The sequence below is a fragment of the Croceifilum oryzae genome, from assembly GCF_030814315.1.
Taxonomy (GTDB): domain Bacteria; phylum Bacillota; class Bacilli; order Thermoactinomycetales; family Thermoactinomycetaceae; genus Baia; species Baia oryzae.
The window spans coordinates 22,920-49,545 of sequence record NZ_JAUSUV010000016.1 but is presented as its reverse complement, the minus strand read 5'-3'; the positions used below and the strand labels follow the sequence as shown (position 1 = coordinate 49,545).

The 26,626-nt window shown below is 44.4% G+C and carries 15 protein-coding genes and 2 pseudogenes; 1 reads left to right on the top strand and 16 read right to left on the bottom strand.

The window, feature by feature from the left end; translation table 11 throughout:
• Positions 1-59: 59 nt before the first annotated feature.
• The 3 genes from J2Z48_RS14255 to J2Z48_RS14245 all read right to left on the bottom strand — a co-directional run bounded on the left by J2Z48_RS14255 (position 60) and on the right by J2Z48_RS14245 (position 4,130).
• Positions 60-1,118, bottom strand: coding sequence for an anti-sigma factor domain-containing protein (locus tag J2Z48_RS14255; RefSeq protein ID WP_307254613.1), 1,059 nt, complete (start codon positions 1,116-1,118; stop codon positions 60-62).
• The gene (locus tag J2Z48_RS14250; RefSeq protein ID WP_307254612.1) at positions 1,115-1,867 is read right to left on the bottom strand and encodes a sigma factor; all 753 of its coding nucleotides are present in this window, start codon (positions 1,865-1,867) and stop codon (positions 1,115-1,117) included. The genes J2Z48_RS14255 and J2Z48_RS14250 overlap by 4 nt, the downstream gene beginning before the upstream one ends.
• 313 nt (positions 1,868-2,180) lie before the next feature.
• Entirely contained in the window at positions 2,181-4,130 is a 1,950-nt protein-coding gene (locus J2Z48_RS14245) for an AMP-binding protein (RefSeq protein ID WP_307254610.1), read from the bottom strand.
• Between the two features lie 158 nt (positions 4,131-4,288).
• Between J2Z48_RS14245 and J2Z48_RS14240 the strand changes: the two genes are divergently transcribed.
• A complete protein-coding gene (locus J2Z48_RS14240) occupies positions 4,289-5,020 on the top strand; it encodes an alpha/beta hydrolase (RefSeq protein WP_307254608.1) in 732 nt (243 codons plus the stop codon).
• Between the two features lie 64 nt (positions 5,021-5,084).
• Here the strand turns inward: J2Z48_RS14240 and J2Z48_RS14235 are convergent, their stop codons facing one another.
• From J2Z48_RS14235 to J2Z48_RS14185, 13 genes and pseudogenes are all read right to left on the bottom strand, one after another.
• Complete coding sequence (locus tag J2Z48_RS14235) at positions 5,085-5,528, bottom strand: NUDIX domain-containing protein (protein ID WP_307254607.1); 444 nt, start codon at positions 5,526-5,528, stop codon at positions 5,085-5,087.
• 5 nt (positions 5,529-5,533) lie between these two features.
• Positions 5,534-6,199 carry an AIM24 family protein gene (locus tag J2Z48_RS14230; RefSeq protein ID WP_307254606.1) on the bottom strand — a complete coding sequence of 222 codons (666 nt, stop codon included), beginning with the start codon at positions 6,197-6,199 and terminating at the stop codon, positions 5,534-5,536.
• 45 nt (positions 6,200-6,244) lie between these two features.
• A complete protein-coding gene (locus J2Z48_RS14225; protein WP_503128555.1) occupies positions 6,245-7,282 on the bottom strand; it encodes a UCP032817 domain-containing protein in 1,038 nt (345 codons plus the stop codon).
• 722 nt (positions 7,283-8,004) lie between these two features.
• Positions 8,005-9,165 carry a beta-methylarginine biosynthesis bifunctional aminotransferase gene (locus J2Z48_RS14220; RefSeq protein ID WP_307254602.1) on the bottom strand — a complete coding sequence of 387 codons (1,161 nt, stop codon included), beginning with the start codon at positions 9,163-9,165 and terminating at the stop codon, positions 8,005-8,007.
• Positions 9,166-9,169: 4 nt separating this feature from the next.
• Positions 9,170-10,201 (bottom strand): 2-ketoarginine methyltransferase, encoded by a 1,032-nt coding sequence (locus J2Z48_RS14215; RefSeq protein ID WP_307254601.1) that lies wholly within the window; start codon positions 10,199-10,201, stop codon positions 9,170-9,172.
• A gap of 29 nt (positions 10,202-10,230) precedes the next feature.
• On the bottom strand, positions 10,231-11,277 hold the full coding sequence (gene ltaE, locus J2Z48_RS14210) for a low-specificity L-threonine aldolase (protein WP_307254599.1): 1,047 nt from the start codon (positions 11,275-11,277) through the stop codon (positions 10,231-10,233).
• 23 nt (positions 11,278-11,300) lie between these two features.
• On the bottom strand, positions 11,301-12,329 hold the full coding sequence (locus J2Z48_RS14205) for a PLP-dependent cysteine synthase family protein (RefSeq protein WP_307254597.1): 1,029 nt from the start codon (positions 12,327-12,329) through the stop codon (positions 11,301-11,303).
• Positions 12,330-12,334: 5 nt separating this feature from the next.
• On the bottom strand, positions 12,335-13,258 hold the full coding sequence (locus tag J2Z48_RS14200; protein ID WP_307254596.1) for a GHMP family kinase ATP-binding protein: 924 nt from the start codon (positions 13,256-13,258) through the stop codon (positions 12,335-12,337).
• A gap of 288 nt (positions 13,259-13,546) precedes the next feature.
• Positions 13,547-17,770 carry a non-ribosomal peptide synthetase gene (locus J2Z48_RS15815; protein ID WP_442342012.1) on the bottom strand — a complete coding sequence of 1,408 codons (4,224 nt, stop codon included), beginning with the start codon at positions 17,768-17,770 and terminating at the stop codon, positions 13,547-13,549.
• A gap of 84 nt (positions 17,771-17,854) precedes the next feature.
• A pseudogene (locus J2Z48_RS15810) lies at positions 17,855-19,351 on the bottom strand (amino acid adenylation domain-containing protein); the annotation flags it as partial.
• 72 nt (positions 19,352-19,423) lie between these two features.
• Positions 19,424-20,764 (bottom strand): annotated as a pseudogene (locus J2Z48_RS15805) (condensation domain-containing protein); the annotation flags it as partial.
• 80 nt (positions 20,765-20,844) lie between these two features.
• The gene (locus J2Z48_RS14190) at positions 20,845-25,944 is read right to left on the bottom strand and encodes a non-ribosomal peptide synthetase (protein ID WP_307254594.1); all 5,100 of its coding nucleotides are present in this window, start codon (positions 25,942-25,944) and stop codon (positions 20,845-20,847) included.
• Positions 25,945-26,347: 403 nt separating this feature from the next.
• Positions 26,348-26,530, bottom strand: a complete 183-nt coding sequence (locus J2Z48_RS14185) for a hypothetical protein (RefSeq protein WP_307254593.1) — start codon at positions 26,528-26,530, stop codon at positions 26,348-26,350.
• Between the last annotated feature and the right edge of the window lie 96 nt (positions 26,531-26,626).

The window sequence follows — 26,626 nt, the reverse complement described above, 5'->3', positions numbered from 1 at the left end:
GGTTATGCTTTTAAGTACTTGGAAAAGGAAAAGGAGCCTACTATGGCTCCCTTAATCGATCATTTTCCTTTGTTTTGTTCACTCTTTTTACTAAGTTCGTCATTGCTTGTCTGATCATCATCTGGCTTGTCATCCGTTTTCGACGCGGATGGCGCAGATACTGGATCTGCTGGATTACTAGATTCCGGTTTCCGTTGTTTTGAACTTTCCTCATTCTCTTTTTGCTGGCTTACTGGAGCTGGGGCTAGTTCATTGTTCCGTTTACCATCAGACTGTTTTTTAAGTAGATCGTTTCCTTCTGTCTGAGGACCTAGTGGATTGAATAGCTTTAATTCAATTTGCTTCTTGTCTGCTAGTATATTCTCGATCGACTTGTTCTCTTGAACGACTTCTGAAATAGGCTTACTTTTTAGCTCCTTAATCGGAATCGGCTGTCCCTCTTTTTTGGCCAATGCCCATACAGCATATTTACTAGGCGTCAAATTTTTAGACTTTACCTGACGCTTCGCTTCTGCTGGGAGAGTAATCGCAGCTAGTGTAACGTGATGGAAATCGGTTTGGGCGATAAATTCCTTCTGTATCTTTTTTTGCTCCGACCGATGCTCATCATCATCAAATAACGAGAGAATAATCGTATCGTTTGCATCAATTAATCCTTCGTTCTCCGCCTCACGAATCATTTGTTTTGTAAATCCACTTATACTCTGTTTATCTTGTTTCAGCGTCTTATTCAACTTAGTAGCTAAGTTTTGAGCTTTTTCATCGCTTTGATCCATGGCTGTGATAGAAACGACATCGTTTTCGTCATTCATTCCAATCTTCATTCCAGCATTAATATCTACATAGAAATACGTTTCGGCTGCATGTGTTTCTTCTGAAAAAAGAGAAGAGAAAAGGAACATCGCTGCACAAGCCGCCGCAGTTGCTACTCCACCAATTGGAGCCAGCCACTTTTTCTTTAGTAGAGACGGTTTTCTCTCTATCACAAGAGGCAGTTCTACTTCTTCTCCCACTTTGGCCAGTGGGTCTATGTTGTTTACTTTTTCAAAAGAACCATCGGCACTCATGACGATCCAATGTTTTTCTTTAATCTCTAAAATGATACCCCGACGCATCATTGCTCCTCATTTCTATTGACAAGGTAACTTTTCATATACGGAACATCTTCCGACAAGATGATCGTCAAAGCAATTAAATAGACACGATGTCTCGTAAGCGTTCGACGATGATATCCTAACTCTTTCATTAATTCTTTATCTAGCTTGGTTGATTGATAAAAAGACTGAAGGTATGTAGGCTTTGACACAATCGTCTTGGCAATTTCAAACATACTCTCGCGAGTGTCTCGGTGTTTCGGACACTTTTTCACTACTTCTTCCAACGTGATGCCATGTACCTCTAAAGCACTTGTGAAAAACGCAATATCGTTGCGTACTTGCTCAGCTTGACCCATCGCTTGATATTGTTCAACTGAGTGATGATTTAATTCTGGATGAATCATTTCACTCTCAGAATCGGCATACCCCGGTACTTCTAGCGATATTTGATTCTTGTGTTTCTTTTCATGACGATAATAATCAATGAGCCGTCCTCTAATCACTACGAAAGCAAATGCTAGAAATGAACCCTCTTCTATAGTTTGAAATCGTTCAATCGCCTCATCCATAGCAGAGTAGGCAATCATATATTCATCATCATGCTTGGTGATTACTCTTTGACAAACTCGTGAGGCCATCCGTGCCACATGAGGCTCTAATTCGCGTAATAGTTGATCTCGTTGCTGTGGAGAGTCGGTAGATTGGATCTGTTTTACTCTCTTTTCTAAATCGGGCTGGTTGATAACGTTCTCTTTAAACACCCGGAACATTCGATAACCGACACCTCTCTATATATTAATACGTAAGCAAGGTCTTATTTGAGTCAGATTTTAGTTGACGAAAATATGAATTTTATATTACGAACTACTTTATTTAAATATCAGATTAATATAAGTATTTTATTTTAAGTTTAAACTATGTAAATCAACCACTAGCTGTTAATAATATGAAAATATAATTATACTCTACCCATTTTTATATTACCAAAACTAACTTCTTTTTTCCCTTATTTACCTTATATTAGCTTATAAATAGAAAGAGCCTAGTAGAATTTCTACATAGCTCTCTCAAATTCTCACTTATTTAGTCCAGTACCATCGACAATTTGTGTATTTCTTCAACCGAATCGGGGTTTTCTAGAGAGGATAAATCTCCTAGCGCTTTCCCCATATAAGCCGCTTTCACTACACGACGCAGGATTTTTCCATTTCGAGTCTTAGGAAGTTCCTGAATCAAATAGACTCTTTTTGGACTTAATGCTTTCCCCATTCGCTCCCCAACAAAGTTGCGTATTTCGAAAGCAAGTTCTTCTGGCGAATGATCTGGATTGGCTTTACCCACTACGAAGCAAACGGCCACCTCTCCTTTATCCGCATCTGGAACCCCGATGGTGACGGCTTCAATCACCCCCGGATGCGCCACTAGAACGGATTCCATCTCAGCAGGTCCCAGTCGCTTCCCGGCAATTTTGATCGTGTCATCCGAGCGACCGGTAATGTAGTACATGCCTGATTCATCCATCTGAACCCAATCGCCATGCACCCATGTCTTCGGCCAACGACTCCAATAAGCTTCTAGATATCGTAAATCATCCTGCCAAAAGCCTTGTGTCATTCCCACCCACGGCTTCCTGATTACCAACTCTCCTACTTCGCCACGAACTGGCTGACCCTCTTCATCATATATCTCAATATCCATCCCCGGAATCGCCATATTAAACCCACATGGAACTTGTGGTTTTACGATTACATTTCCAAGAATACCGCCTGATATTTCCGTTCCTCCTGAATAGTTAAAAATCGGAACTTGTTTCTTTCCTACTTTTTCAAATAGCCAATGCCATGGATCTGGATTCCAAGGCTCACCCGTAGATCCAAAAACACGCAGACTGCTTATATCACGCGCTTCCACCCAGCTCTCTCCTTGTTTCATCAACACGCGAATCAAAGTAGGTGAGATGCCAAGATGCGTAATTTGGTACTTCTCTACTAACTCCCACAGTCTCCCTGGATTCGGATAGTCAGGTGTTCCATCAAACAATACCATTGTGGCACCGTTTAGCAGAGTCCCAAACACTTTCCACGGTCCCATCATCCAACCCATATCGGTAACCCAACAAATCACATCCTCACTACGCACATCCATACAATACCCTTCGTCAAATGCTGCCTTAATCGGAAATCCTGCGTGTACATGAACCGTTCCCTTTGGACGGCCTGTAGTACCAGACGTATAGATAATCATAAACGGATCATTGGCATCCGTTAGATGACATGGAAGCGGTTTCATATCTGTCATCACAGAAGCCCAAAAAAGATCTCTATCATCGGTCATAGAGGCATCATTACCTAAATTAGATACAACGATGACTTTTTCAATGGACGGTGATTGTTCCACAGCACGATCGGCTTCCTCTTTCATCGACACTACCTTACCGCGACGGGTAAAGCCATCTGCTGTAATAAGGAATCTAGCTTGACAGTCATTGATCCGGGTAGATAATGCATCGGCTCCAAAGCCAGAGAAGCAAGGAGTGAAGATAGCTCCGATTTTCGCAATCGCTAGCATAGTTACTACATTTTCTACAATCATGGGCAAATAGATTGCTACACGGTCACCTGCGTGTAGGCCCAGCTTGAGTAATCCATTGGCACACTTATTTACTTCTTCCCACAACTGTTGGTAAGTCCACTGGTCCTGTTTTCCTGATTCATTTTCATACACGACCGCCACTCTGTCACGGGAAACAGGATCTTCTAAAAATCGATCCAATGCGTTATACGCTAGATTCATCTTGCCATCTACAAAGAACTTCGCATGCTCGATTCCGTCTGCTTGCTCTAAGACCTGACGGTATGGAGATGTCCAATGAATCCCTAAATCTTGAACGACTTTCTCCCAAAACCATGCTACATCTTGAATGGATTGCTTTCGAAATTCTTCCACATCGGAAAAGCCATGCTTTTTCATAAATTGATACAGTCTGCTTTGTTCTATTGTTTGTTGACTAGGAGTCCATGCTGGTTGCATCATTTAGTAGATCCCCTTTCGTAAGGTCACCCTAGTATGTATTTTATATGTATTGATAACTTTCGGTCAAAGAGGAATCCAAATCTTTTATTCGCGATGGGAGGATTATTTGGGTATATTGTAATGAAAGCATTGTTTTTGTATAGAAAGGGCAATGAGAAATGGATACCAAATATCTAACTAGAACGATTAAGAAAGAGAAGCTGACAAGTTCTCATTTAGAGGAGACGAAGGATATTCACGTTTATCTGCCACCGGATTATGATGACTCCATATCCTATCCTCTCCTTATTCTCCATGATGGACCTGATTATCTTAATTTAGGCAGGATTGCTACACAGGCAAATCAATTACTATCACAAAATGAGATGGTACCAGTGGTGATAGCATTTGTGCCGGTGGATAAAATGAAACGAACAGCGCAGTATTCGCCCACTAGGGAGCTTCATGAAGCACATAAACTAATGATCGTCGAAGAGTTGTTACCGCTTATGCAGGAAAGGTATTCGGTGGATACCGCGACTGACAAATTGGTAATAGGAGGCTCTTCTTTAGGCGGGACAGCCTCTTTACATATCGCCCTTGAGTATCCAGAAATTTGTAATCGGGTGCTATCTCAATCGGGGGCTTTTCTCGAACAAACGGTACATGATCTCTCGCGCGTGTACTCTCTACAGTTTCTCGAAATCTATCAGTCGATCGGGCTATCCGAAACGGCGATTGAAACACATATGGGAACCTTGGATCTCGTGGCTCGAAATCGTGAGGTCCATCAGATTCTATTAGAGAAGCGTGCTCATGTAGCCTACCACGAAGAAGAAGGCGACCATACGTGGGGCTTCTGGCAACGGGAACTCCCGAGGGCATTGAAGTTTTTCTTCCCTACAAATTAACATAAGGAAAAGGGGCAGATTGGTTCTGTCCCTTTTGTTGGATGATCCATATTGGGCTTAGTTACTAGCTACCTTCTTGAAACTTCCTCAACACTTCCTTCACTGTTTCCGTAACGGGCAACTCTCCTGTTAGTGCTACCCACTCGTACAAATCGTGCTCCTCTAGAATAATCGGATCCGAAGTATTTACATCCACAGCAAAGTTGAATTGACGGCTCTTCTTACCACTACGACCCGTATAGTCAAAAGAATCGATGTAACTACGGATCGCAACCACATCAAGCCCTGTTTCTTCCTTCACTTCACGGATCAGTGCCTTGTCTAGTGATTCGTTCGCTTCGACCTTACCACTCGGCAACTCATAGATCCCGCCCATGAAATCATCTGGTAATCGCCGGAGGATGAGTACCTTGCCATCTTTCTGTATCACCGCACCCACTGCAAACTGTTGTACACCTTCGCAAATGGCTTGATCAGTGAGCTGGGTGAGGAGAGAATGGTCAAACATATGCATCATCCTTTTAGGTTTTGTTGGTCATTTTCATAGGGCTGAACAAGCACTTTGCCTTTGCCATTAAATGCTAGCTGAAAGGTCTCACCAGAAGATTTGCCGATTAATGTTTTGAAGTTGATATCGGTACGAATGGTAGGAGAGGTTCCAGAAGTCCAACCGAGAACGGAGTCGGGATCTACGACGCAGGGAGCCTCTAGAGCAATGGGCTGGCCAAAGGAAGTGATCGCAATGCAGCCATGACCGCTTAATTTACAGGTAAAGAGGCCACCGGACATGGATCCTCCGCCTTTTAATAAGGTAACATCCCAATCGATTGTCTTTTCAAAGGCAAGGAGATTTCTACTTTCTACAAAGAGGGTTTCTCCTTTCAGTTCAATCACCATAATATCAGCCGCTTGATTTGCTAAGAATAAATCGCCATTTCCAACTGCCTTCATCAAAGGCACACCTTCGCCTGTTATCTTCTTTTTAATCCATTTGCTAAGCCCGCCGCCCGTGGTGCTTTCAAATTTGATGTTTCCTTGGTAAGCAACCATGCTCCCCGCCCGACAAAATACGGAATCGGTTAGGCGGATTTTTAATGCTTTTGAATTTTGAAGGGTAAAGGCTTGAGAACTATCCACTTCTTCCGCGCGGTGCAATAACTGATCTAGAGAATCAGACATTCTAATTCCTCCCTATTTGAAATCATAGTCATGTCCATTCTTTATCTAACTTCCACCACCACAGCCACCGCCGCCACATCCGCTACTGCCACCACAACTGCTTCCTCCGCTACTTCCTGAGTCACTACTTCCTGAGTCACTACTTCCTGAGTCGCTACCGCCTGAATCGCTACTGCCTGAATCACTATCACCTGTACCGAACACATAGTTACTACTATAGGAACTTGATTGCGCATTAAGGAGAGCATATTGAGCAAGAAACGCATCATAATGATAGGCAGATAAAAACAGGAAACCCATAAAGATGTAATCAGGTGATTTCATGTTATGGTACTTTTTAAACGTTCTTACATTGGATCCGTGAGTCACGTAAAATTGGTCCAACTTCTCTAATTTTTGCTTTACTTGTGTGATTAACAGCTTTTGTATGTTTTCTATCACGGGGAAATGGGTTGCAGTGTCTGTATTAAAATACCTTTCCTGTAGCTTCTCTGTTGAGAGGGTTCGAAAATCATGAATGACTTGAACCGAGACTGGGTGTTTCAAGAACTTTCCCCATGTGTAGTTCGTATATTTAGTTGGTGCAAATAGTAGATGAAAGATAAGATCAAACCATGCACGATCGTTTGGAACGAGTTTCTGCTCTTCTGGACCATGCGGTTGGTGATGGAGAGTCGTCCCTAATAGTTTTTTGGAGAATTGTTCATAGTCTTTGGTGAACATTAACATCTCATGCCAGATTACATCAACGTCTCGACTATACATCGGTACATACGGGAGAATGGAGACCATCGCTAAGTAGCGCTTCCACTCAAACCAACGATTTTGAAAATCGTGTTGTGAGATTTGATATTCACGAATCACTCGCTCTCTTACCTGGCTGGCATAGTGCTCAGGAATCGATTGTTCGATATGCTCCACTAGCTTCTTCATCTCAGCTTGGAACGGTTCCTCATTCTTTTGTAGTCCTAAATCAGGCAACACATGTAAACCGATGTTCTTCCCTCTTTTTTTATTATTACGTACGACGACATTTACGATAATGGTTACCATGATAAACATAAACAATAAGACACCGATCATTAGCTCCAAATCATTTCCCCCCTGTTTCGTCCTACTGTATGATTTAGACCATTCAATCATGATCTACTTACTATTACCCACAGCTACACATCCGTAATGTAACTTTTAGATTACAAATAATATGACTTTAGCCCTAATCAAGACTAAAGTCATTCCTTATATCTTACTGTAACATAGTAGGATATTGTGAAACATTTCTGTTCGAACTCTCCACTTTTTTGCTATCCATTCTTTTATTTAAAAAAAGCCTTTCACAACAAAATAGTAACGTCTCATTGGGATATTGGGGAATCGGGAGCTGGGAGTGTCGATTTGACAACTCCCCTACTCCTATTAATCAAAGGTTTTTTTGGTAAACGAGTGAACATACATAGACTAGAAGACTAACAGATCTGATATACAGCAAACTTTTGATAGAGCAGTAAGGATAAATAGAATAGGGGCAATGTATCTGACCACTGCGAGGTTAGTAAGCCTACTTAGCGTAGTCCTTCGTAGCTAGGGTGTTTTGTGGCAATGTCTGAGCGTTCTTTGCGAGTTTTGCCACTTGCCCGAAGCGGAGAAGGATGGAGCGGACTTGCTTTTCCACATCCTCGCAGGCTTACTATTTGAGCTGTGGGCAGATACATGCCCCGGGCTATCTAGTCTAGTTCCTAACAGACTACATAAACCTTTTGTTCTTTTGTAAACAGTAAACATAGTAGACTAGGCATATCTAGTACCTAGTTTCTAGCACCTAATACCGAATCCGAATGACACAACCTACCAAACTCCTCCATCCCCTTTACCAACAACTCAAGCGCTTTCTCAATCATTTCAACCGAATGAATAATCGGAACCCGAATATACGAGCACTCGATCCCGTCGTAATTACTCGTTGTAGTCAAGGCAAGCCCGTATTCTAACAACACAAAGTCCGCAAACAGGTCAATATCATCCACTGGCAGTTTTACGAAGAATTGGGTTCCTCCAGCTGGAATGTGGTATTGGATGTTCTCAATCTTAGCCAGTTGCTGCTCCACATATTCCTTACGGTGCCGGACAATCGCTACCAGCTCATCGTTTCCTTTTTGAATCAAGTCATAAGCTTGTAATTGAGATAGTCCACTAATCGCAACACATTCCGCCTCACATAACCCGGACAATTTCTTAATATTTTCCATATCGGAAGTAATCCAACCAATCCGCAAACCAGGGGCACCGTAGTTCTTTGACATCGAGTTCACGGTATAAAGATGTTGCCAATCTGTACTCACAACGAGAGGGGAGTATGTAACGTTCCCATCAAATGTGTAGGAATCGTAGATCATATCGGCGATTAGGGCAACGTTGCGTTCCTGTGCAAAGTTGACTAACTCCTTCACTACACTCTCCGATAATATGCCGCCGAAGGGATTATGCGGTGTGTTGATGTATATAAACCGCACGTCGTCTGTGTACAATGGTTCCAATTGTCCTAGCATTTCGGCTTGATCAGATGAAAAATAGACTATTTGATACCCAGAAGCTTTTAAGATATCGGCAATGTTCCCTAATACAGGGGCTTGGACAAGGGCGATTCCTCCCGGCTTGTACAAAGAACGGAAGATGAGAGATAACGCATGCATTGCCCCATTTGTAATCAACATATTTTCATTTTGAACGTAGGACTGATATTTACTCTGATCCCGTTCCTTCAGTCCATTCAACAAAAAATCATAGCCATTGCACGGTGCATAGTCACAGATATAGGACTGTTTGCTTGTCACGGGCTGAAGGGGCGTATCCCACTGGGGCACATTTTCAATTAAGATCGTAAACGGACGATCTGGATGTAGGGCGATGTATTGAAGGCGTTGTTGGAGTAAGGTGTATGGACTGTTTTGACTCGTGATTCTGAGCATGCTTTCAGCCTCTTTTCTTTAATAAATAACCGATTTCAAGACCTGTAGAGTCCACATTTTGATCTGTTGTATCTTTGGAGACAATGGTTAACCCACAACGTCCAAAGAGCTGATCCCAAAAGGCTTCTGTCTCCATTTTTTGTTCTGTGAAGTAATGAAGCAAGTAATATGGATTATAGTAGGCACGTGATAATCCGTGACGCATAATCTGTGGATCATCAATTCGATTGTCTACTTCAATAACGATGAGGTGAATGTCTGGAAAACGGTCTGTTACCATCTGTAAGAATTGGGCAACGCCTTCTTCGCCTTCTTGGCCTAGGATTTCATGTAAAACGAAACCTAACACGAGAAAATCGGGCTCATAATCTATTTTTTGATGAAAGAAGTCAATGGCATTCAAATTAGAGAGGCGAATCCGATTCTCTAGGCCTCTCTCTTGAATGAGACGTACTGCTTCGTTGTATCCTCCTTCGCTAGGCTCTGTGCCCCATGCTTCAATGTGTGGAAATTGCTCACAGAATTCCACTAAGTACATCCCATTTCCACAACCGAGATCTAACAATTTATTACATTGACCCGGAATTTGTTCCATCAGGCGGCGGGTGAGTGGAATCGAATCGTAATGGCTAATGCCGCAAGAGCCAATGCCTACTTTCATCGCATCGCGAGTAGCCCAACCGGATTCTTTGTACAGCTTTTCACCGACTTGGAAAAATGTGTTCGCGTAGCCTCCAATTAGCATGATGTACCACGCACGGAAGTCAGAAAGCTCCTTTCCCTTCTCAGTAAGAGAAAAGAGTTGCCCTTCCTCCCATACGATTCCTTCGACTTTCAAATATTTACAGAATCCTTCTAATTTGGACTCGTCCATGTTCAATTTCTCTGCCGCTTGGGAAGCGGATATTTCGCCGCGTTCATTTATCAGGTCGAACAACCCTGTATCAAATAAATGATAGATCGAAACGGCTAACACGTGCTGGCGAATCGGTTCAATTGCCTCGATTAATCTACCTTCTAAATTCCCCTTAAACATATGAATCTCTCCCTTAGTAGCACGGTATTTTACGAATTGAGGACGTTTTGTATAATGAGTAGCGCTTGATTGATATCTTGAGAAGTAATACCAGAATGGGTTACGGCACGAATTCGTCCATGCCCTAGTTCATCGATATATAATCCCTGCTGACGTACTGCTTCTACGAACGTTTGCCAAGTAAAGCGTTTATCTTGTACACGGAAGAAAACAATGTTGGTATCCACCGTTTTCACATCACATTCGATTCCTTTTATAGAATCTAGACCGGTCGCTAACTGCTTGGCGTGGGTATGATCGTCTTCTAACCGTTTTATCATGCTATTTAGAGAAACGTATCCTGCTGCGGCGATCACTCCTGCCTGACGCATACCGCCACCTAGCATTTTACGAATCCGATATACTTTTTGAATAAATTCTCGATCCCCTACCACTATGGAGCCAATCGGCGCTGACAATCCTTTGGATAAACAAAACTGGAGCGAATCTGCATACTGAGCCACTTCGGCAACAGAAACAGTTAGAGCTACAGCCGCATTACATACACGAGCTCCATCCATATGGACCGGGATTCCCCTTTCTTTAGCGAAGGCTTGCACTTCTGCCAAATAGGTAAGAGGTAACACACGACCTCCCATACGATTATGTGGATTCTCCAAGCAAATGAGGGCAGGCAAGGCAAACTGTGGGTCTGCTAGATCGTTTGGAAAACCCTTTTGCAGATCATCTATGGCTAGACGACCATCTGGCTGTGTTGGAATCGGCTCATACATAATCCCTCCACATACTGTCGCGCCGCCTGCTTCGTAGATATAAATATCGGACTCGTCTCCCACTAGTACTTTTGAACCTCGCGGGCAATGGGCCATCAAAGAAGCTAAGTTTGCCATCGTGCCGCTTGGAACGAGAATGGCCGCTTCTTTGCCAAACATCTCTGCCGCCCGTTCTTCTAACTTCTTCACGGTTGGGTCTTCACCGTATACATCATCACCCAGTTCAGCGTGAATCATCGCATCTAACATTTCTGGCGTAGGCAAGGTAAATGTATCGCTTCGCAATTCAATTTTCTTGCTCATTCTGACCTTCCTCCTTTAATTGATCATCTGCTACTCCGCAATAATGCTTGATATGACCATGATTCAACCACTGTATCTGCTATAACTCGCTCAGGGGCTTTGGGAAGTCGTAGACTATTAATCCCCTTTTCCATTCGATAGTTTGGGTTATAGATGGTATGAACGTAGCGATCCCCGCGGTCTGGGAAAACGGCTACAATCTTCATGTCAGGAGATACTTGTGAGCTGACCCATTTTGCTACCGCATAAACAGAACCGGATGAGTTGCCGGCAAATATTTTTTCCTCTTTTGCTAGTCGGAGTGTGGCGGAAAATGCCTCTTCATCGTTTAACCAATGAACCTCATCTACAATGGAATGATCCACGTTGGGCGCAACTAAGGAGTTCCCGAGACCGCCCTGCAATCTCCAAGGTTCGTCTGGTTGACCGAAAATCACACTTCCTGTGCAATCCACCGCTATCACCTTTAAATTCGGGTTGTACTGTTGCAAGGCCCGGGCTGTTCCTGACATGGAACCACCACTCCCCACCGAAGCAACCAATACATCTACACGCCCTAGATCTTCGATCAGTTCTTCTGCAAGCAATTGGTAAGCGGCAGGATTATCTGGATTTTCGTATTGCCGTGGGAAGAAAGCTCCGGGTAAGTCATCTAGCAACTGATGCAGAAGCTCCAGCCTTGCACTCTGCCAACCATTTACTCCCATTTGTTCCACAACGTGAACGGTGCATCCTAAGGATTCAAGTTTGGCAAAGGTAACGGGATCCATCCGTGGATCGGTAACGATATGAACTTCGTGCCCTAAATACGTTCCAACTAGCGCAACCCCACACGCCATCGTTCCTGAAGAACTTTCTATAATAGGTGCTCCTTCTTTCAACTCCCCCGTTCGTTTTGCTTCTAGTAAAATTCGCTTAGCCACTCGGTCTTTCATGCCAAATGGATTCTGCATCTCCAGCTTGGCGTAAACTTGCCCTCTTGCCTGATCATCCAAGCGTAAACGGACAGTCGGGGTATTTCCGATGGAATCAATAAGGCTCTTCAACTTCACACAGCTCATCCTCTCTGCAAAATAGGTGAATTCTCCCAAACACAATCTTCTTCCCATGAGTAGTAAATGCTTACTTCACCTGATATTTCATTGAGTAGATGAGTGGTTTTCTGAAGCTTATTTGGATAGTCTGGAAAAAGAGGAGAAAGCAACAATCCGATACATGTACCACTATGTGTGACAATGACACCTAAGGCCGCTACTTGCTCGCATATCTTCACTATTTTCGAAAAAGATTGTTTGGCGAGAAGCTTCTGATTCTTTCGGGCACTTTGCGTTGAAATTTGCCCCACACGGGCATAGTCGCGTTGTTGAATGGCAACCGTGATCTCATCTAGCAATCGTTGATACTCCATCTTATCTTCTGAGGTAAACGGCTTTTCTTGTTGGTTAAAGCGGAGTGTATCAACCATCCCGCCTTCATCAATACTCACGACTGTCAGGTTCGGTAACGGGCCCATGAATTCTCGAAGTTGGACCTTTTTATGGTAAAACGAAGTGACTCCTGGGTACATCACTCCATCAGATGGCTCAATTTCGGCTAAAAAACGGCCTATCTCTTCTTCGTTGATCCCTAGGTCGTAGCAGTTATCAATGGCCCGAGCACATGCAACTAAGTCAGCTGAGGAGCTGGCTAAGCCTTTCCCGACTGGAAGTGTGCTCTCAATCGTGATTCTCCCCCCTGCCGGAAGTTTATACCAAGCTAGCATTTGCTCGGCTAGTTTTTGGGTCTTGGTTTTGTAAGAGGGACTTACTTCGATGAAGTCTTTACTAGAGTCGGGTACAAAGGTAACTTGGGAAGATCGGGTGATTGGAAATGAGACTAGGAAGTCTAGGTTGTTTTCTGGTAAAACTCCTTGTAGTAGCTCTCCAAATGTTCCGAACGATTGTCCGAATCCGGTGGATCTAGGTTGAGCATTTTTATTCATTGGGTTACCTTCCTTTAACTTTGTAGCAAAGGAGCATGATGATAGAGATTGACTGTTAAAAGGATAAAGAGATATTGATTCGCTTTACGTGGGAGTGATCCCGGGGCATGTATCTGACCTCAGCTCAAATAGTGAGCCTGCGATGTTAGTGGTCAGATACATTGCCCCTAGATCTACTTTCATTTGCTAAAGTTATTTAAAAACATTTTGGAGATCAAATACTAAGTACTTTCAGGCTTACATCGTTTGGTCAAAGCTGCTTATCTTCAACATTAAATGAGTCGCTCATCAATGATTAATGCGTTGCTGCATCGTTTCAGCGAGTTCTTTTACGTAAGGATCTTGTAGTATAGTGTAGTGATTGCCTGAGGCAGTTACTACTTCGATTGGGGTCTGGATGAGCTGATCCCAAGCTAGGGTTAGGTTGTCATCCTCCTCAGATCCTTCTTCCTGTGCACGAATGAGTATGGTTGGAGCTTTACATCCAGTTTGGGGAATGTAGTTTCCACCTGCACGTACATTTGCTTGGAAAACTTGATAGAGTCGTTCGATTCTTTGCTCATCCATGTCTGGTGGCACATTCCCTTGTTCCAGTAAGCGAGTGAAGACAGACTGTGAAGAAGTTTTGGACTGGGTTAACTGCTTTGTAGTTCCTTTCTCTTCACTTGATGTGGTGGTGTGAAGAAGATCTTGGAGGAAGCTATGAATCAGCTCTTCTTCGGTCCAATCGGTTTGTTGGTTGGATCCCGTGGGAGCATAAGAGTCCAACAATATTAGATGGGCAATCTCTTCGCCTTGCTGTTGTAGCTGATTCACAATTTCGTAGGCGATGACACCGCCAAAGGACCAACCGCCAAGGGAATAGGGTCCTTTTTTTTGCACGGTTCGCATTGCTTCCAGATAGGTTTTAGCCATCTCTTCAACTGATGTTTGCAGTTCATACATACCTTCCAAATGTAACGACTGAAAAGCATAGACGGCAAACGCTGGTTCCAAATGTGCGGCTAAGCCTGTATAACAAAAGGCGCTACCCCCGATTGGATGAACGAAGAAGAGAGGAATTTTTTCGTCCCTACCATCCTCTGAACCAAATGGAACAAGGGGGGATGCTAGTTCTGGTGAGCTTTCGCTGTGTCGAATACGAATAGCTAAATCTTGAATGGTTGTTTTTTGAAGTAAAACGGACAGAGGTAGCTCTATATGAAAATGTTGGTTAATCCGTGATATGAGTCGAACTGCGGCGATGGAGTGCCCACCTAGTTTAAAGAAGTGATCTTGAACGCTGATTGGAGAACGTCCCAGTACTTCTTCCCAGATGCCCACCAACTCGGACTCGACATCATTACGGGGCTTCACTAGATTCTGTTCTTGACTCTGGTGTATGTCTGTTTCAAGAGTGGCGAGCACTTTTCGATCTAGTTTTCCGTTTTGGGTGACAGGAAACCGGTCAAGCAGAACGAGATGAGGGATCATGTAGTTAGGTAATCTGTTGCTTAAAAATGCCTCAATCTCTGCTTTTTTGTCTAGACATGCAATGACATAAGCAACGAGATACGGTTCATCATCCCTACCTTTTTGGGCCATGACAACGGACTCGTGTACCGCAGTATGTTCGCTAAGTACACTTACAATCTCACCCAGTTCAATTCGAAAGCCTCGTATCTTGACTTGGTCATCGTTGCGCCCCAGGTATTCTATATTTCCATCGGGTTGAAAGCGTACTAAATCGCCCGTCTTATACAGACGTTCCCCGTTTATAAAGGGATTCGCGATAAATCTCTCCGCTGTCATTTGTTCTCGATTATGGTAGCCTGATCCAACCTGTACGCCCCCGATAAATAGTTCACCTGGTGTGCCTAGCGGAAGCGGTTGGTATTGATCATCTAAAATATAAGCTTGTGTATTGGCAACGGGTCGACCGATAGGGACGACTGCCAGTTCAGTATCAGGGCGACATTCCCAGTATGTTACATCCACTGTAGTCTCTGTGGGACCATACAGATTATGTAACGAAGCTTGAAAGCGCCCGAAAAATTTCTGCTGTAGTGGATAAGACAAAGCCTCCCCGCTACAAAATACACGCTTCATACTTAGACATTTGCCTGGTGCTGCCTCTTCTACAAACAAGCGAAGCATAGAGGGAACAAAATGAAGCGTGGTAATTCTTTGTGACTCGATTAGATCGGCTAAATAGTGTGGATCTTTATGTCCATTGGGACTTGCAATCACTAGACTTGCCCCTGTGATGAGCGGCCAGAAAAACTCCCATACGGAAACGTCAAAGCTATAGGGCGTTTTCTGTAGCACCCGATCCTCTTCTGTCAATGAATACTGTTCCTGCATCCACAGTAGACGGTTATGAATACTACGATGTGAAATCATCACTCCTTTTGGCTTTCCAGTGGATCCAGAAGTGTAGATCATATAGGCGATACAATCTGGATGTGAGGGTCCTGAAATTGAAAGATTACTCTCTGTTTGATCCGATGCCCATATATCTTCTACCGTTAAAATTTGTGTGGCCGTAGATGGCAAGCTGTCTAACCATTTTTTCTGTGTAATGAGGACAGAAATGTCAGCATCCTCTAGTAAAAATGCTAAGCGATCAGCTGGAGATTCGGGATCAAAAGGCACATAGGTACCACCTGCTTTGATAACTCCATAGAGACTTGCGACAAGCTCAAGGGAACGATCGAAGAGAAGCCCTACTTTCACATTGTCCTGTACCCCTTGCTGTTTAAGCACACCTGCCACTTTGTTGGCTTGTGTATTTAACTGCTGATACGTCCACTCGGTTCCTTCAAAGTGTAAAGCCATGCGATCCGGGGTTTTCCAAACTTGTTCTTCAAACAACTCATGCAGGGAACGTACCGGATAATCCCGTCCAGTATCATTCCAATCCTCAATCAGTCGGGTTCGCTCCACCTCAGATAGCAGATGGGTTAGTAAGTAGCGACTCTCTGGTTCGTTTGCCATTTGGTAAAGGGCTGTTTGATAATAGCCAGCAAATCGTTCTATTTGTTCCAATGGGAATTGTCTACCATCCCAACGTAGATGAAGATGCACATTGGAAGTCGTATGATCGAGTGAAAACTCTACGCCAAATGTGAAATTCGTGTCTGCATGGGAACATTCATCTAGTATTTGGATATAGGGGCTCTGTTCCATCTCCTGTAAAACATAGAAACTAGTAAAGTTGAAGAAGGTTTCAAAGAGAGGCTGACCTCCCACGTCCCGTTGGATCTGCGCCAACGGATAGTGACGATGTGGCATGATCTCTTGCTCTCGATCAAACACTCTGCAGATGAGATCATTCCATGCTTCATCCTTCAATTGCATACAAAATGGCAATGTATTTAGAAACATGCCTAATGCACGTTCGCTATCTTCCTGTTCGGGTCGTCCATTCCATACAACTCCTGTTATCATTGCTTTCTGGTTACATAAGAATGAGATCACTCGAAGATGAGCCGCCAACAATACGCTTTTGATCGGAACTTGTAAGCGAAGAGATAAGTCCTTCAATTGCTGTGATACGTCACTTGAAATCGCAACATTCTCGTACTTCATATCAGCCCCAGATAACGTCTTCTCTTGGGAAAGCAAGCGCGGAAGCTGGTTATGATGATGATCGGACAATTGCTGTTCCCAGAATGGTTTACTTGAATCAGAGCGGATCGCTTTTTGTTCTAGAGCAATAAAGTCTTTGTATTTCGCAATCGGTGCACTGGATAACGGTTCCGCAAGATGAAGCTGGTGTAGATACAGTTGAAAAAGCTCGATCTGCATCGTAGCCACGCTCCAGCCATCTAGAACCGCATGATGCTCTGTGATCACAAGTTGAAATGTATTCTCGCTCCGTTGATGAATAGACAAGCGAATGATTGGGGCTTCCGTCCAATCAAACGGCTTATTCCGTTCGCTCTCTATATAAAGATGGATCTGCTCGTCTTGCTCGCTTTGAGACAAAGAGCGAATATCAAAAAAGCGTAACGGCACCTCTACCTGCCGATGGACCCGTTGCACAGGCTGATTGGAATGAACGAGATCAAACGATGTGCGCAAAATCGGATGTCGGGAGACTAATTCCTCAATCGCCTTCGTCCAAGCCTGCTCATCGTACTCGGCTTGTAGATGGAAGCTGTGTATGTTGTGGTAGAGATCTTGAGTCGAGTCTAATTTGCTATGATAGATCATACCGATCTGTGATTGAGACATCGGATATATATCTTCTATATCCCCGTGTGGCTGATATGCGTCTTCCATTTCCACCATTGGCACATTCATTTCGCTTGGTTCGTCTTCTTTGATCTGATCTCGTTTCCTCCATGCTTCTACCAGCGTTCGTACGGTTCGATACTTGAAAAGATCCTGCATAGCAAAATCAATCCCTGCTTCACGCGCTTGGTATAGGATCTGAAGCGAACGAATCGAATCCCCGCCTAGTTCAAAATAGTTATCTTCTACTCCCACACGCTCCACTTGAAGGACACGTTCCCAGATTTCCGTCATGATCCGCTCTTCAGCCGATTCAGGTGGGATATACGTATGAGCACGCGTCATGCTTCCGAAATCAGGATCAGGCAGCGCACGAAGATCTGTCTTACCATTCACCGTAAGCGGAACCTGATCGATCACCATGATGATCGTCGGCACCATATACTCCGGAAGCTTTTCCGCTAGAAAGCTACGTAGCTGGTCTGGCTGGATCGTTTGTTGGTACAAAGGAGCCACACACACATAGCCAACTAATCCCTCTTGCCCACCTGGAAACTGTTTCACCGCTACCACAGCTTCAGCCACTGATGGATGTTCCAGCAAAGTTGCTTCAATCTCGCCCAATTCCATGCGGAAACCACGAATCTTAACTTGTGAATCGGCTCTGCCACGATAATCAAGCTCGCTACTTGGCAATAGCCGTGCGAGATCACCCGTTTTATAAAGTTTCCGTTTTGAATCATCCTTGTGAAATGGATGGGGAATGAATCGTTCTGCGGTCAGTTCTGGGCGATTTAGATATCCTCGTGTTAAGCCGGAACCCTCGATATACATCTCACCAAACACGCCTGTTGGGACAGGTTGTAAATATGGATCAAGGATATAAACCTTCAAATCCGGGATAGGGACTCCAATGTAGCTTCCACCAGGCTCCATTGCATCTTGATACCAAATCGTTCGATACGTAACATGGACCGTAGTCTCTGTAATCCCATACATATTGATTAATTGGGGTTTCGTATCCCCATGACGTTCGAACCAAGGGGACAATGTCCGAAAATCAAGCGCTTCTCCGCCAAAGATGACGTATCGCAAGGAAAGATGGGGTGATGATTTCTGGAGATCGACTTGGATTAACTGCCGAAAACTAGACGGCGTCTGATTCAGCACTGTAACTTGCTGATCGATCAGCAAGCGATAAAAGGACTCTGGCGAGCGAGTTACCTCATACGGAACCACGACCAGTTTTCCTCCGTACAGCAATGCACCCCAAATCTCCCATACAGAGAAATCAAACGCGTAAGAATGGAATAATGTCCATACATCATGCTCATCAAAGTGATACCAATGTTCGGTACTTGTAAATAACCGGTATACATTGCCATGCTCCACCATGACACCCTTAGGCTTACCTGTAGAACCTGATGTATAAATGACATACGCTACGTCATTTGGGTTCACATCGTAACGCGGATTCTCTATAGAGAAGGACTCTAGCTTCGTCCAATCAGATAAATCGATCACTTCTATACCTAGCTGAGTTGCGAAAGGTGGCATGATCTCATTATCCGTAAGTAACACAGATACATTGGCATCTTCTAAAATATAAGCGGCACGTTCTGACGGTGCGGATGGATCGATCGGAACATACGCTGCGCCTGCCTTCAAAGCACCTAAAATCGCCACGATCATCTCAATCGAACGATCCAACCACATCCCAACTAGATCCCCTTTTCCCACCCCTCGGCTATGCAGATAATGCGCTACACGATTCGCTCGCCTATTTAACTCGCTATACGAAATAGAGTCCCCTTCATACACAATCGCGATCGAATCTGGACTACTCTCTACCTGATCCTCAAACCATGTATGGATACAGGCAGTAGAACGATTTCTCGCTATCACCCTGCCTACTTCACTTTCAAATCGCAACCATTCATCCTTTGTTAAGAGAGAGATTTTCTCTACTTCTTTTTCAGGAGATTCTACCATTCGTTCCAACAAGATCAGAAAATGCTCCGTCATTCGTTTGATCGTGTCATGATCAAACAAATCGCTGTTGTATTCGAACATCCCTGAAACCGCTTCTTCACTCGGATGAATATAGAGAGAAAGATCGAACTTACTGGTCGAGCTTGGGGTATCAATCTGCTCAATCTCGGTATCTAGCAGATGAAATGAATCTCCACTGATCCATTCATTCTGGCATTCGAATAGCACTTGTACGATGGGAGTGTGATGGTAATTTCTCTCTGTACAAACCTCTTCTACAATCTTGTCAAATGGCACATCCGCATAGGAAAGAGCGTCTATACATTCTTGTCCCACCTGTTGCAATCGCTCACGAAATGTAACACCTTGCTTCATCTGAGCCCGATGTACCAACGTATTCACAAAAAATCCGATTACGCCTTCCACTCCATCTAGATTGCGATTTGCATGAAGAGAACCCACACAGAAATCATCCTGACCACTATATCGAAAGAGAAATAATTGAAATGCAGTCAAATACGTCATAAAAAGTGTCGTACCTTCCGCACGTCCCAGCTCGGCTGTCTTCTCTGCAACGGAAGCAGGGATCACAAACTCATAGCTTCCGCCTTTTAGATTTGACTTGGCCAAGCGTGGTCGATCCGTTGGGATTTCGAGTAGAGGATGGTGCCCCTTTAGCCGTTCTTTCCAATACTGCAACTGCTCTCCAAATTCGTCCGACTCCACCCATTCTTGTTGCCACACAGCATAGTCTCCGTATTGAATCTCTAACTCTTCTACTTCAAGTGATTCGTTTAAACAAAGAGATCGGTACCCTTCTTCCAACTCTCGAAAGAACACGTTACCCGACCAACCATCAAAAATAATATGATGGATCGATAGAAGCAATACATGATCATCCTCAGCAAAACGAACGATTGAAGCTCGAATGAGTGGTCCTTTCGATAACACAAAAGGCTCCAGAGCATCTCCATGTGCAAGTTCTACTGCTTGCTCACGACGCTCCGCATCTGATAAACCCTCCTTATGACATAATGGAATCGATAGCTCCAGATCCGGTACGATCGCTTGCATGAGCTCGCCAGCATCATAGGTGAAAAAGGTGCGTAGTGATTCATGTCTTTGGACTATTTTTTGTATGCTTTGTTTTAATGCTTCCTCGTTTAGTTGACCCCGAATCCGTAATGGAAACGATAGTGTGTATGCTGGGGTGTGAAGTAGGAGTTCATCCAAGAACCATAGTCGTTTTTGGGTGTAGGATGCTGGGAAAATGAAGTATCCTTCGTTGGACGACAATGGAATCAGTCCTTTCTGGTGCAATCTTTTAAAATCATTGGGCAATCGAGAGCAGGAGAATCTGTCAGAATTGTATGCCCTTACTCTTTGTCTAATAGAGAACTTACCTCTTCTTCAGATAGACCCTCTATCATTTCCATGAGGATACCTTCTACTATTTTTGCTAGTTCAAAGATGGTTGGCTTCATAAATACGTCTCGTAGGGGGAGTTCTACGCCGAGTTGTCTGCGGATGCGGGAGACAATTTGGGTGGCGAGTAGGGAATGTCCACCTAGATCGAAAAAGTTGTCGTGGATACCGATTTTCTCGATTTGTAGCATCTCTCTCCAAAACTCGGTAAGCATAATCTCTACGGGTCCCTGAGGCTCGATATAGTCCACTCCGGTATAATGCTGGATTCGATCGGGTCTAGGCAGTTGCGGGCGGTCTACTTTTCCGTTTGCATTTAACGGCATCTGCTCTAGGATCATCACGAAGGAAGGAACCATATAGTCTGGTAGCGACTGTTTTACCAACTCGCGCATCTCTTCGCTGATGAGAGGCATTTTGGGATTGAGTGGCACTACGTAAGCAAGAAGTCGCTTCAATCCCGGTTCATCTTCTTGAACGAGCACGACCGCTTCTTTCACATTTTCATGCTTTAAGAGAACTGCCTCGATCTCTCCCAGCTCTACACGCATCCCTCGAATTTTTACTTGGTTATCGGCACGACCTACAAACATGAGCGAACCGTCCGGCCGATGATAACCAAGGTCTCCCGTCTTGTACATGCGTTCACTCGGCATAAATGGATCGGCGGAAAATGACTTGGCTGTCCGCTCCGGATTATTTAGATATCCCATTGCAACTCCTACGCCAGCTAAATATAAATCTCCGACCACACCAACTGGAACAGGATGCAGATGCTCATCTAAAACGTAGCAGCGGTTATTGTCAATCGGTTTCCCAATGCAGACTGCGCCTTCTTCCTCCACATCCTCCGGACAACACACATGAATGGTGGAGTCAATGGAGACTTCCGTTGCGCCCCATGTGTTGTTAAGCGTGCCGGGTATCTTTTCAAAGAATCGACGTACGGTCGTAGCGCTTAACGCTTCCCCGGAAGAGATGGTACTTCGTACTGCGTGTAATTGTCTGCGATCTTCCTCTGTTATTTCATCCAACACTAAATTCAACATGCTCGGCACAAACTGGAGATGTACTGCTTCGTATTGGATCGCCGCATCGATAATCGCCCGAGGATCACGGTGCATGCCAGGCTCAATCAGAGCAACTCGACCACCCTGCATCAGAGGCCAAAACACCTCTACAGCCGCATCGTCAAACGTAAGGGTTGTCTTCTGGAGAACAGTCTCGCCCGGCTGTAACTGAAAATGATTCTGCATCCAGCACATCCGATTCATCCAACCTGACTGTGTGTTTACAACGCCCTTTGGCTTGCCTGTTGAGCCTGAAGTGTAGTACACCGAAATCGGATCGTCGGGAGCAATTTTACCTTTGAGTGTATGAGAAGACATCAACGTAATCCGATCCCATTCCACATCTAGCCAGGTTGTTGAAACGGTGTCATGTGGCACTCGCTCCTGAAAAGCTAACTCTGACAAGCAAACGACAGCCTCCGAATCTTCTAGAATCTGACTCAGACGAGCTTTAGGTGCTTCCGGGTCAAGTGGCAAAAACGCTCCTCCAGCCTTGAGAATGGCATATAGTCCAACTATCAAATCCAAGGAACGCTCCATACAAATCCCCACAACACGCTTAGGTCCCACACCTTTTTCTACCAAGTAGTGAGCCAATTGATTTGCACATTCATCTAGCTCGCGATACGTTAACGATTTTCCTTTGAAAACAACCGCTGGGGCATCTGGCGTTCGTTCCACTTGTTTTTGAATCGATTCATGTAGCGTGCCATTCTCCGGAAATGGCACACGAGTCTCGTTCCATTTCAGTATGTCTGTGCGCTGATTCTCGGAAGTAATCGGGAGCTGGGCTAAGGATTGTGTGGGATCCGCAACAATTTTTTTCAATAGAGTGGTAAAATTCTCACATAATCGCTCAATGGTCTCCTGTTTGAATAAGGCAGTATTATATTCAAAAATCCCTGCGTACTTCCCTTGCTTCGTCTCCGTCAAGAATAACGTCAAATCATACCGAGCTGTATGTGTGTTTACATTTACCGGAGAAACTTGCAAGTCGGTTAGATGAAGCACTTCTTCTAAATTATTTTGAAAGGCAAACACCACTTGTACCAATGGAGAATAAGCAGGATTCCTCTCAGGCTGAAGCTCACGTACCAATTGCTCAAACGGAACATCTTGATGGTTATAAATATTTAGGCATTTTTCTTTCATCTGATTTACATATTCATGAAAAGCGCAATCACCTGAGTACTCGCTTCGAACGATGATCGTATTAACGAAAAAGCCAATCATCTGCTCTAATCCAGGGTAGTTCCGGTTCGCAATGGGTGAACCAACCAAGATATCTGGCTGTCTAGAGTAGCGGTGTAACAAAATGTTAAACGCAGCGAGCAACACCATATAGGCTGATGCTTCATTTTGTTGCCCCAGTTGCTTAATCTGATCAACTAACTCCGCATCCAGATGAAATGTAAAGCGGTTCCCTTCAAACGTTTGTACAGCGGGTCTAGGATAATCGGTTGGTAATTGCAGAACGGGAAGTTCTCCCGCAAGTTCCTGCTTCCAAAAATCAACTTGCTCTTCCAATGTCGTCCCTTGTAACCACTCTCGTTGCCATGCGGCAAAATCTGCATATTGGAACGATGGTTCATCCATTGGATTCGGTTTCTTTTTTAGCACCGCGTCATACAAAATGCCTAGCTCTTCCAAGAAAAGAACACCCGACCATGCATCTGTGATGATATGATGCATGTTAATAAATAGCACGTATTCTTCCGTATCCATCTTGAACAATTTCGACCTCATGAGCGGAGCCTTATCCAGACGAAACGGGATGCGTGATTCCTTGGTTAGTCCCATTTGCAGAGTCTTTTCTCGCTCACCTGCTGGAACTGACGAGAGATCCTCTAGAGGAAGTTCCACCTTTTCTTCCTGAGCGATAAACTGAACCGGATGATCGCCTATCGTGATAAAAGTGGTGCGTAAGCTTTCGTGACGTTGGACCATTTCACAGAGCGCTTTATGCAGGGCGGGTATCTGCAAATCCCCGCAAATACGATACGCTACAGGCTCATTATACGTTGGCTTCTCTTCGTCTAACTTATGAATAAACCATAACCGCTCTTGTGCAAAAGAGAGTGGCAACTCCTGATCGCGATCTACCCGTTGGAGTCCCATAATACCTTCTAATATAAGACTCCATCCATTCTCTTGAAAATAATGGGTCAAACCAGCAATATGTTTAAGATCAAACAACACTTTCAAGGGAATTTTCGGATGAATCGTTAGTCGCAGACGAGTCATCACCAATGTAGCTGTGATCGAGTCCCCGCCTAATTCAAAGAAATCATCGTAAACGCCCACTTCTTCCATCTTCAAAACATCTTCAAAAACACCCGCTAAATAGGACTCCATTTCATTGCGAGGCTCTATATAATCCGTTCCCAGATCGGGGCGCGTACTACTAGGTGTTGGGAGCGCTTTCCGATCTAATTTACTATTCTGATTTAGGGGCAATTTCTCTAGAAACATCATAAAATGCGGGATCATATAAAGAGGCAACCATTCTTTCAGATGCTCTCGTAGTTCGTGTTTATCCCCCTCACTTTGGTCCGCTTTCATCACTACATAAGCGACCAATCGCTTATTACCAGGAGTATCTTCACGTAGGAGCACAACCGCTTCTTTTACCTTCTCATGTTTCAAAAGGGTCGCTTCGATCTCTCCCAACTCTACACGGATTCCACGAATTTTAACTTGGAAGTCTTCCCTTCCCAGAAATTTAATCGAACCATCTTCGCGAAAAATCCCACGGTCGCCTGTACGGTACATCATCTCCCCAGATACAAACGGATCCTCCATAAATGATTTCGCCGTTCTCTCCGGATCGTTAATGTAGCCCTTTCCGACACCGATCCCAGCAATATACAAATCGCCTACTATCCCCACATCGACTGGTTGCATGTTTCCATCTAGGATATAGACACGATTATTATCAACCGGCTTACCGATGCAGACGGCCCCTTCTTCGTTATAATCAGCTTCCGAACACTCATGGATCGTCGAATCAACGGATACTTCCGTGGCTCCCCACGTATTGTACAACTTGCCTGGCAGTAGCTCAGCGTGACGACGTACCATGCTCGAGGTCAGCGTCTCACCCCCTACATAGGCAAAACGAAACTTGGATAGTTGGAGCTTCTTTTTGTGATCCATCACATCCATCACGCGATTTAACACGCTTGGCACAGCAAGGAGACCACATGCTTGGTAATGAATCAATGCATCCACAATCGCTTCCGGATCCCGATGTAATCCCGGCTCGATCAAGGCAATGCGTGCTCCTACCGACAGGGTCCAAAAGATTTCGATCGCTGTATCGTCAAACGTAATCGTCGTCTTATGCAGGATTGTTTCCTCTGGTTGTAGTTGGAAGCGACGTTGCAGGGTGTGCATCTTATTCCCCCAGCCCTTATGGAGATTAATAACTCCTTTGGGGCGACCGGTTGATCCAGATGTATAGTAGATGGCGACAGCATGCTCAGGTCCAACTCCTGAATCAGGAGATGTCTCGGTTGGAAAGGATGCGATTTTATCCTCCAACTCGTTTACGAATACAAGCTGAACCTCACAGATTGGTAACGATTCTTTAAGCTCTGACTGTGATAAGCAGACGGGAGCCTTTGCTTCGGTCAAAATTTGTTCGATTCTGCGAGTGGGTGCTTCCACATCGATTGGAACATAGGCGCCACCTGCTTTTAAGATCCCCAGTAAGGCGATAACAAGTTCGATCGAGCGATTCATGCATACTCCAACGGGTACGTCTGGACCTACACCGAATGGCTGTAAATAATGGGCTAATTGGTTAGCGCGTTGGTTTAGTTGTTGATAGGTAATCTGCTCGCTACCCATGACAACTGCGATCTGATCGGGACGTTGTCGGGCTTGCTGTTCAAACATTTGATGTAAACAAATCTGAGGGAAGTCTATTTTTGTATCGTTCCATGCCATCATTTGTTGTATCAACTGATGCTGTTCCAAGGAAGAACACCTCGATTTTTGTATATGATGCAAATTCGTGTGATTTTGATTTCTTAAGAGATAGGGATGGGATTTGCTATGGAGTAAGACCGGGGCATGTATCTGTCCACAGCTCAATAGTGAGCCTGCAAGGATGTGGAAAAGCAAGTCTGCTTCGAAGGACTGCGCTAGGTAGGCTCACTAACATTGCAGTGGCCAGATACATTGCCTCTACTCTTTTCTCATTTGCTGGGATCTTGAGATTGATTCGAATCACTAACATCCTAGCAGGCAGATACATCGTCCCTTTTCTTTTCTCATTTGATCAATCTTCATTCCCTCCACCAAGCTGTTGAGGGGGGCAGAGAGTATGATATATGGGGAGGGTGGCCTGTTCGATTCCGTGCGATGTTAGCGATCCTACTTAGCGTAGCGATCCGTAGTGTAGGGCGCTTTTTGGTGCAACATGTTTGAGCGTACTTTGCGAGTTTTGCACCTGCCCTAGGCTACGGATTGCGAAGCGGAGAGTTCTACTTCCCTGCTGGATCGGTATTTGAGCAGGAATCGAACAGATCCTCCTGCCCTCGATCGTCCAATGACCCATCAATCAGTAAGCCTACTCCAACCGTAAACTTACAAACACCCGATAAAGCCTACTCTCTCTGTTTCTCTCTATCATTTTGAAACTACGCTTTTCAAAACC

Excerpts from the sequence above, each read along its gene's own strand:
- J2Z48_RS14255 (WP_307254613.1), bottom strand. The coding sequence starts at position 1,118 with ATGATGCGTCGGGGTATCATTTTAGAGATTAAAGAAAAACATTGGATC.
- J2Z48_RS14250 (WP_307254612.1), bottom strand. The coding sequence starts at position 1,867 with ATGTTCCGGGTGTTTAAAGAGAACGTTATCAACCAGCCCGATTTAGAA.
- J2Z48_RS14245 (WP_307254610.1), bottom strand. The coding sequence starts at position 4,130 with ATGATGCAACCAGCATGGACTCCTAGTCAACAAACAATAGAACAAAGC.
- J2Z48_RS14240 (WP_307254608.1), top strand. The coding sequence starts at position 4,289 with ATGGATACCAAATATCTAACTAGAACGATTAAGAAAGAGAAGCTGACA.
- J2Z48_RS14235 (WP_307254607.1), bottom strand. The coding sequence starts at position 5,528 with ATGTTTGACCATTCTCTCCTCACCCAGCTCACTGATCAAGCCATTTGC.
- J2Z48_RS14230 (WP_307254606.1), bottom strand. The coding sequence starts at position 6,199 with ATGTCTGATTCTCTAGATCAGTTATTGCACCGCGCGGAAGAAGTGGAT.
- J2Z48_RS14225 (WP_503128555.1), bottom strand. The coding sequence starts at position 7,282 with ATGATCGGTGTCTTATTGTTTATGTTTATCATGGTAACCATTATCGTA.
- J2Z48_RS14220 (WP_307254602.1), bottom strand. The coding sequence starts at position 9,165 with ATGCTCAGAATCACGAGTCAAAACAGTCCATACACCTTACTCCAACAA.
- J2Z48_RS14215 (WP_307254601.1), bottom strand. The coding sequence starts at position 10,201 with ATGTTTAAGGGGAATTTAGAAGGTAGATTAATCGAGGCAATTGAACCG.
- ltaE (WP_307254599.1), bottom strand. The coding sequence starts at position 11,277 with ATGAGCAAGAAAATTGAATTGCGAAGCGATACATTTACCTTGCCTACG.
- J2Z48_RS14200 (WP_307254596.1), bottom strand. The coding sequence starts at position 13,258 with ATGAATAAAAATGCTCAACCTAGATCCACCGGATTCGGACAATCGTTC.
- J2Z48_RS15815 (WP_442342012.1), bottom strand. The coding sequence starts at position 17,770 with ATGACGGAAATCTGGGAACGTGTCCTTCAAGTGGAGCGTGTGGGAGTA.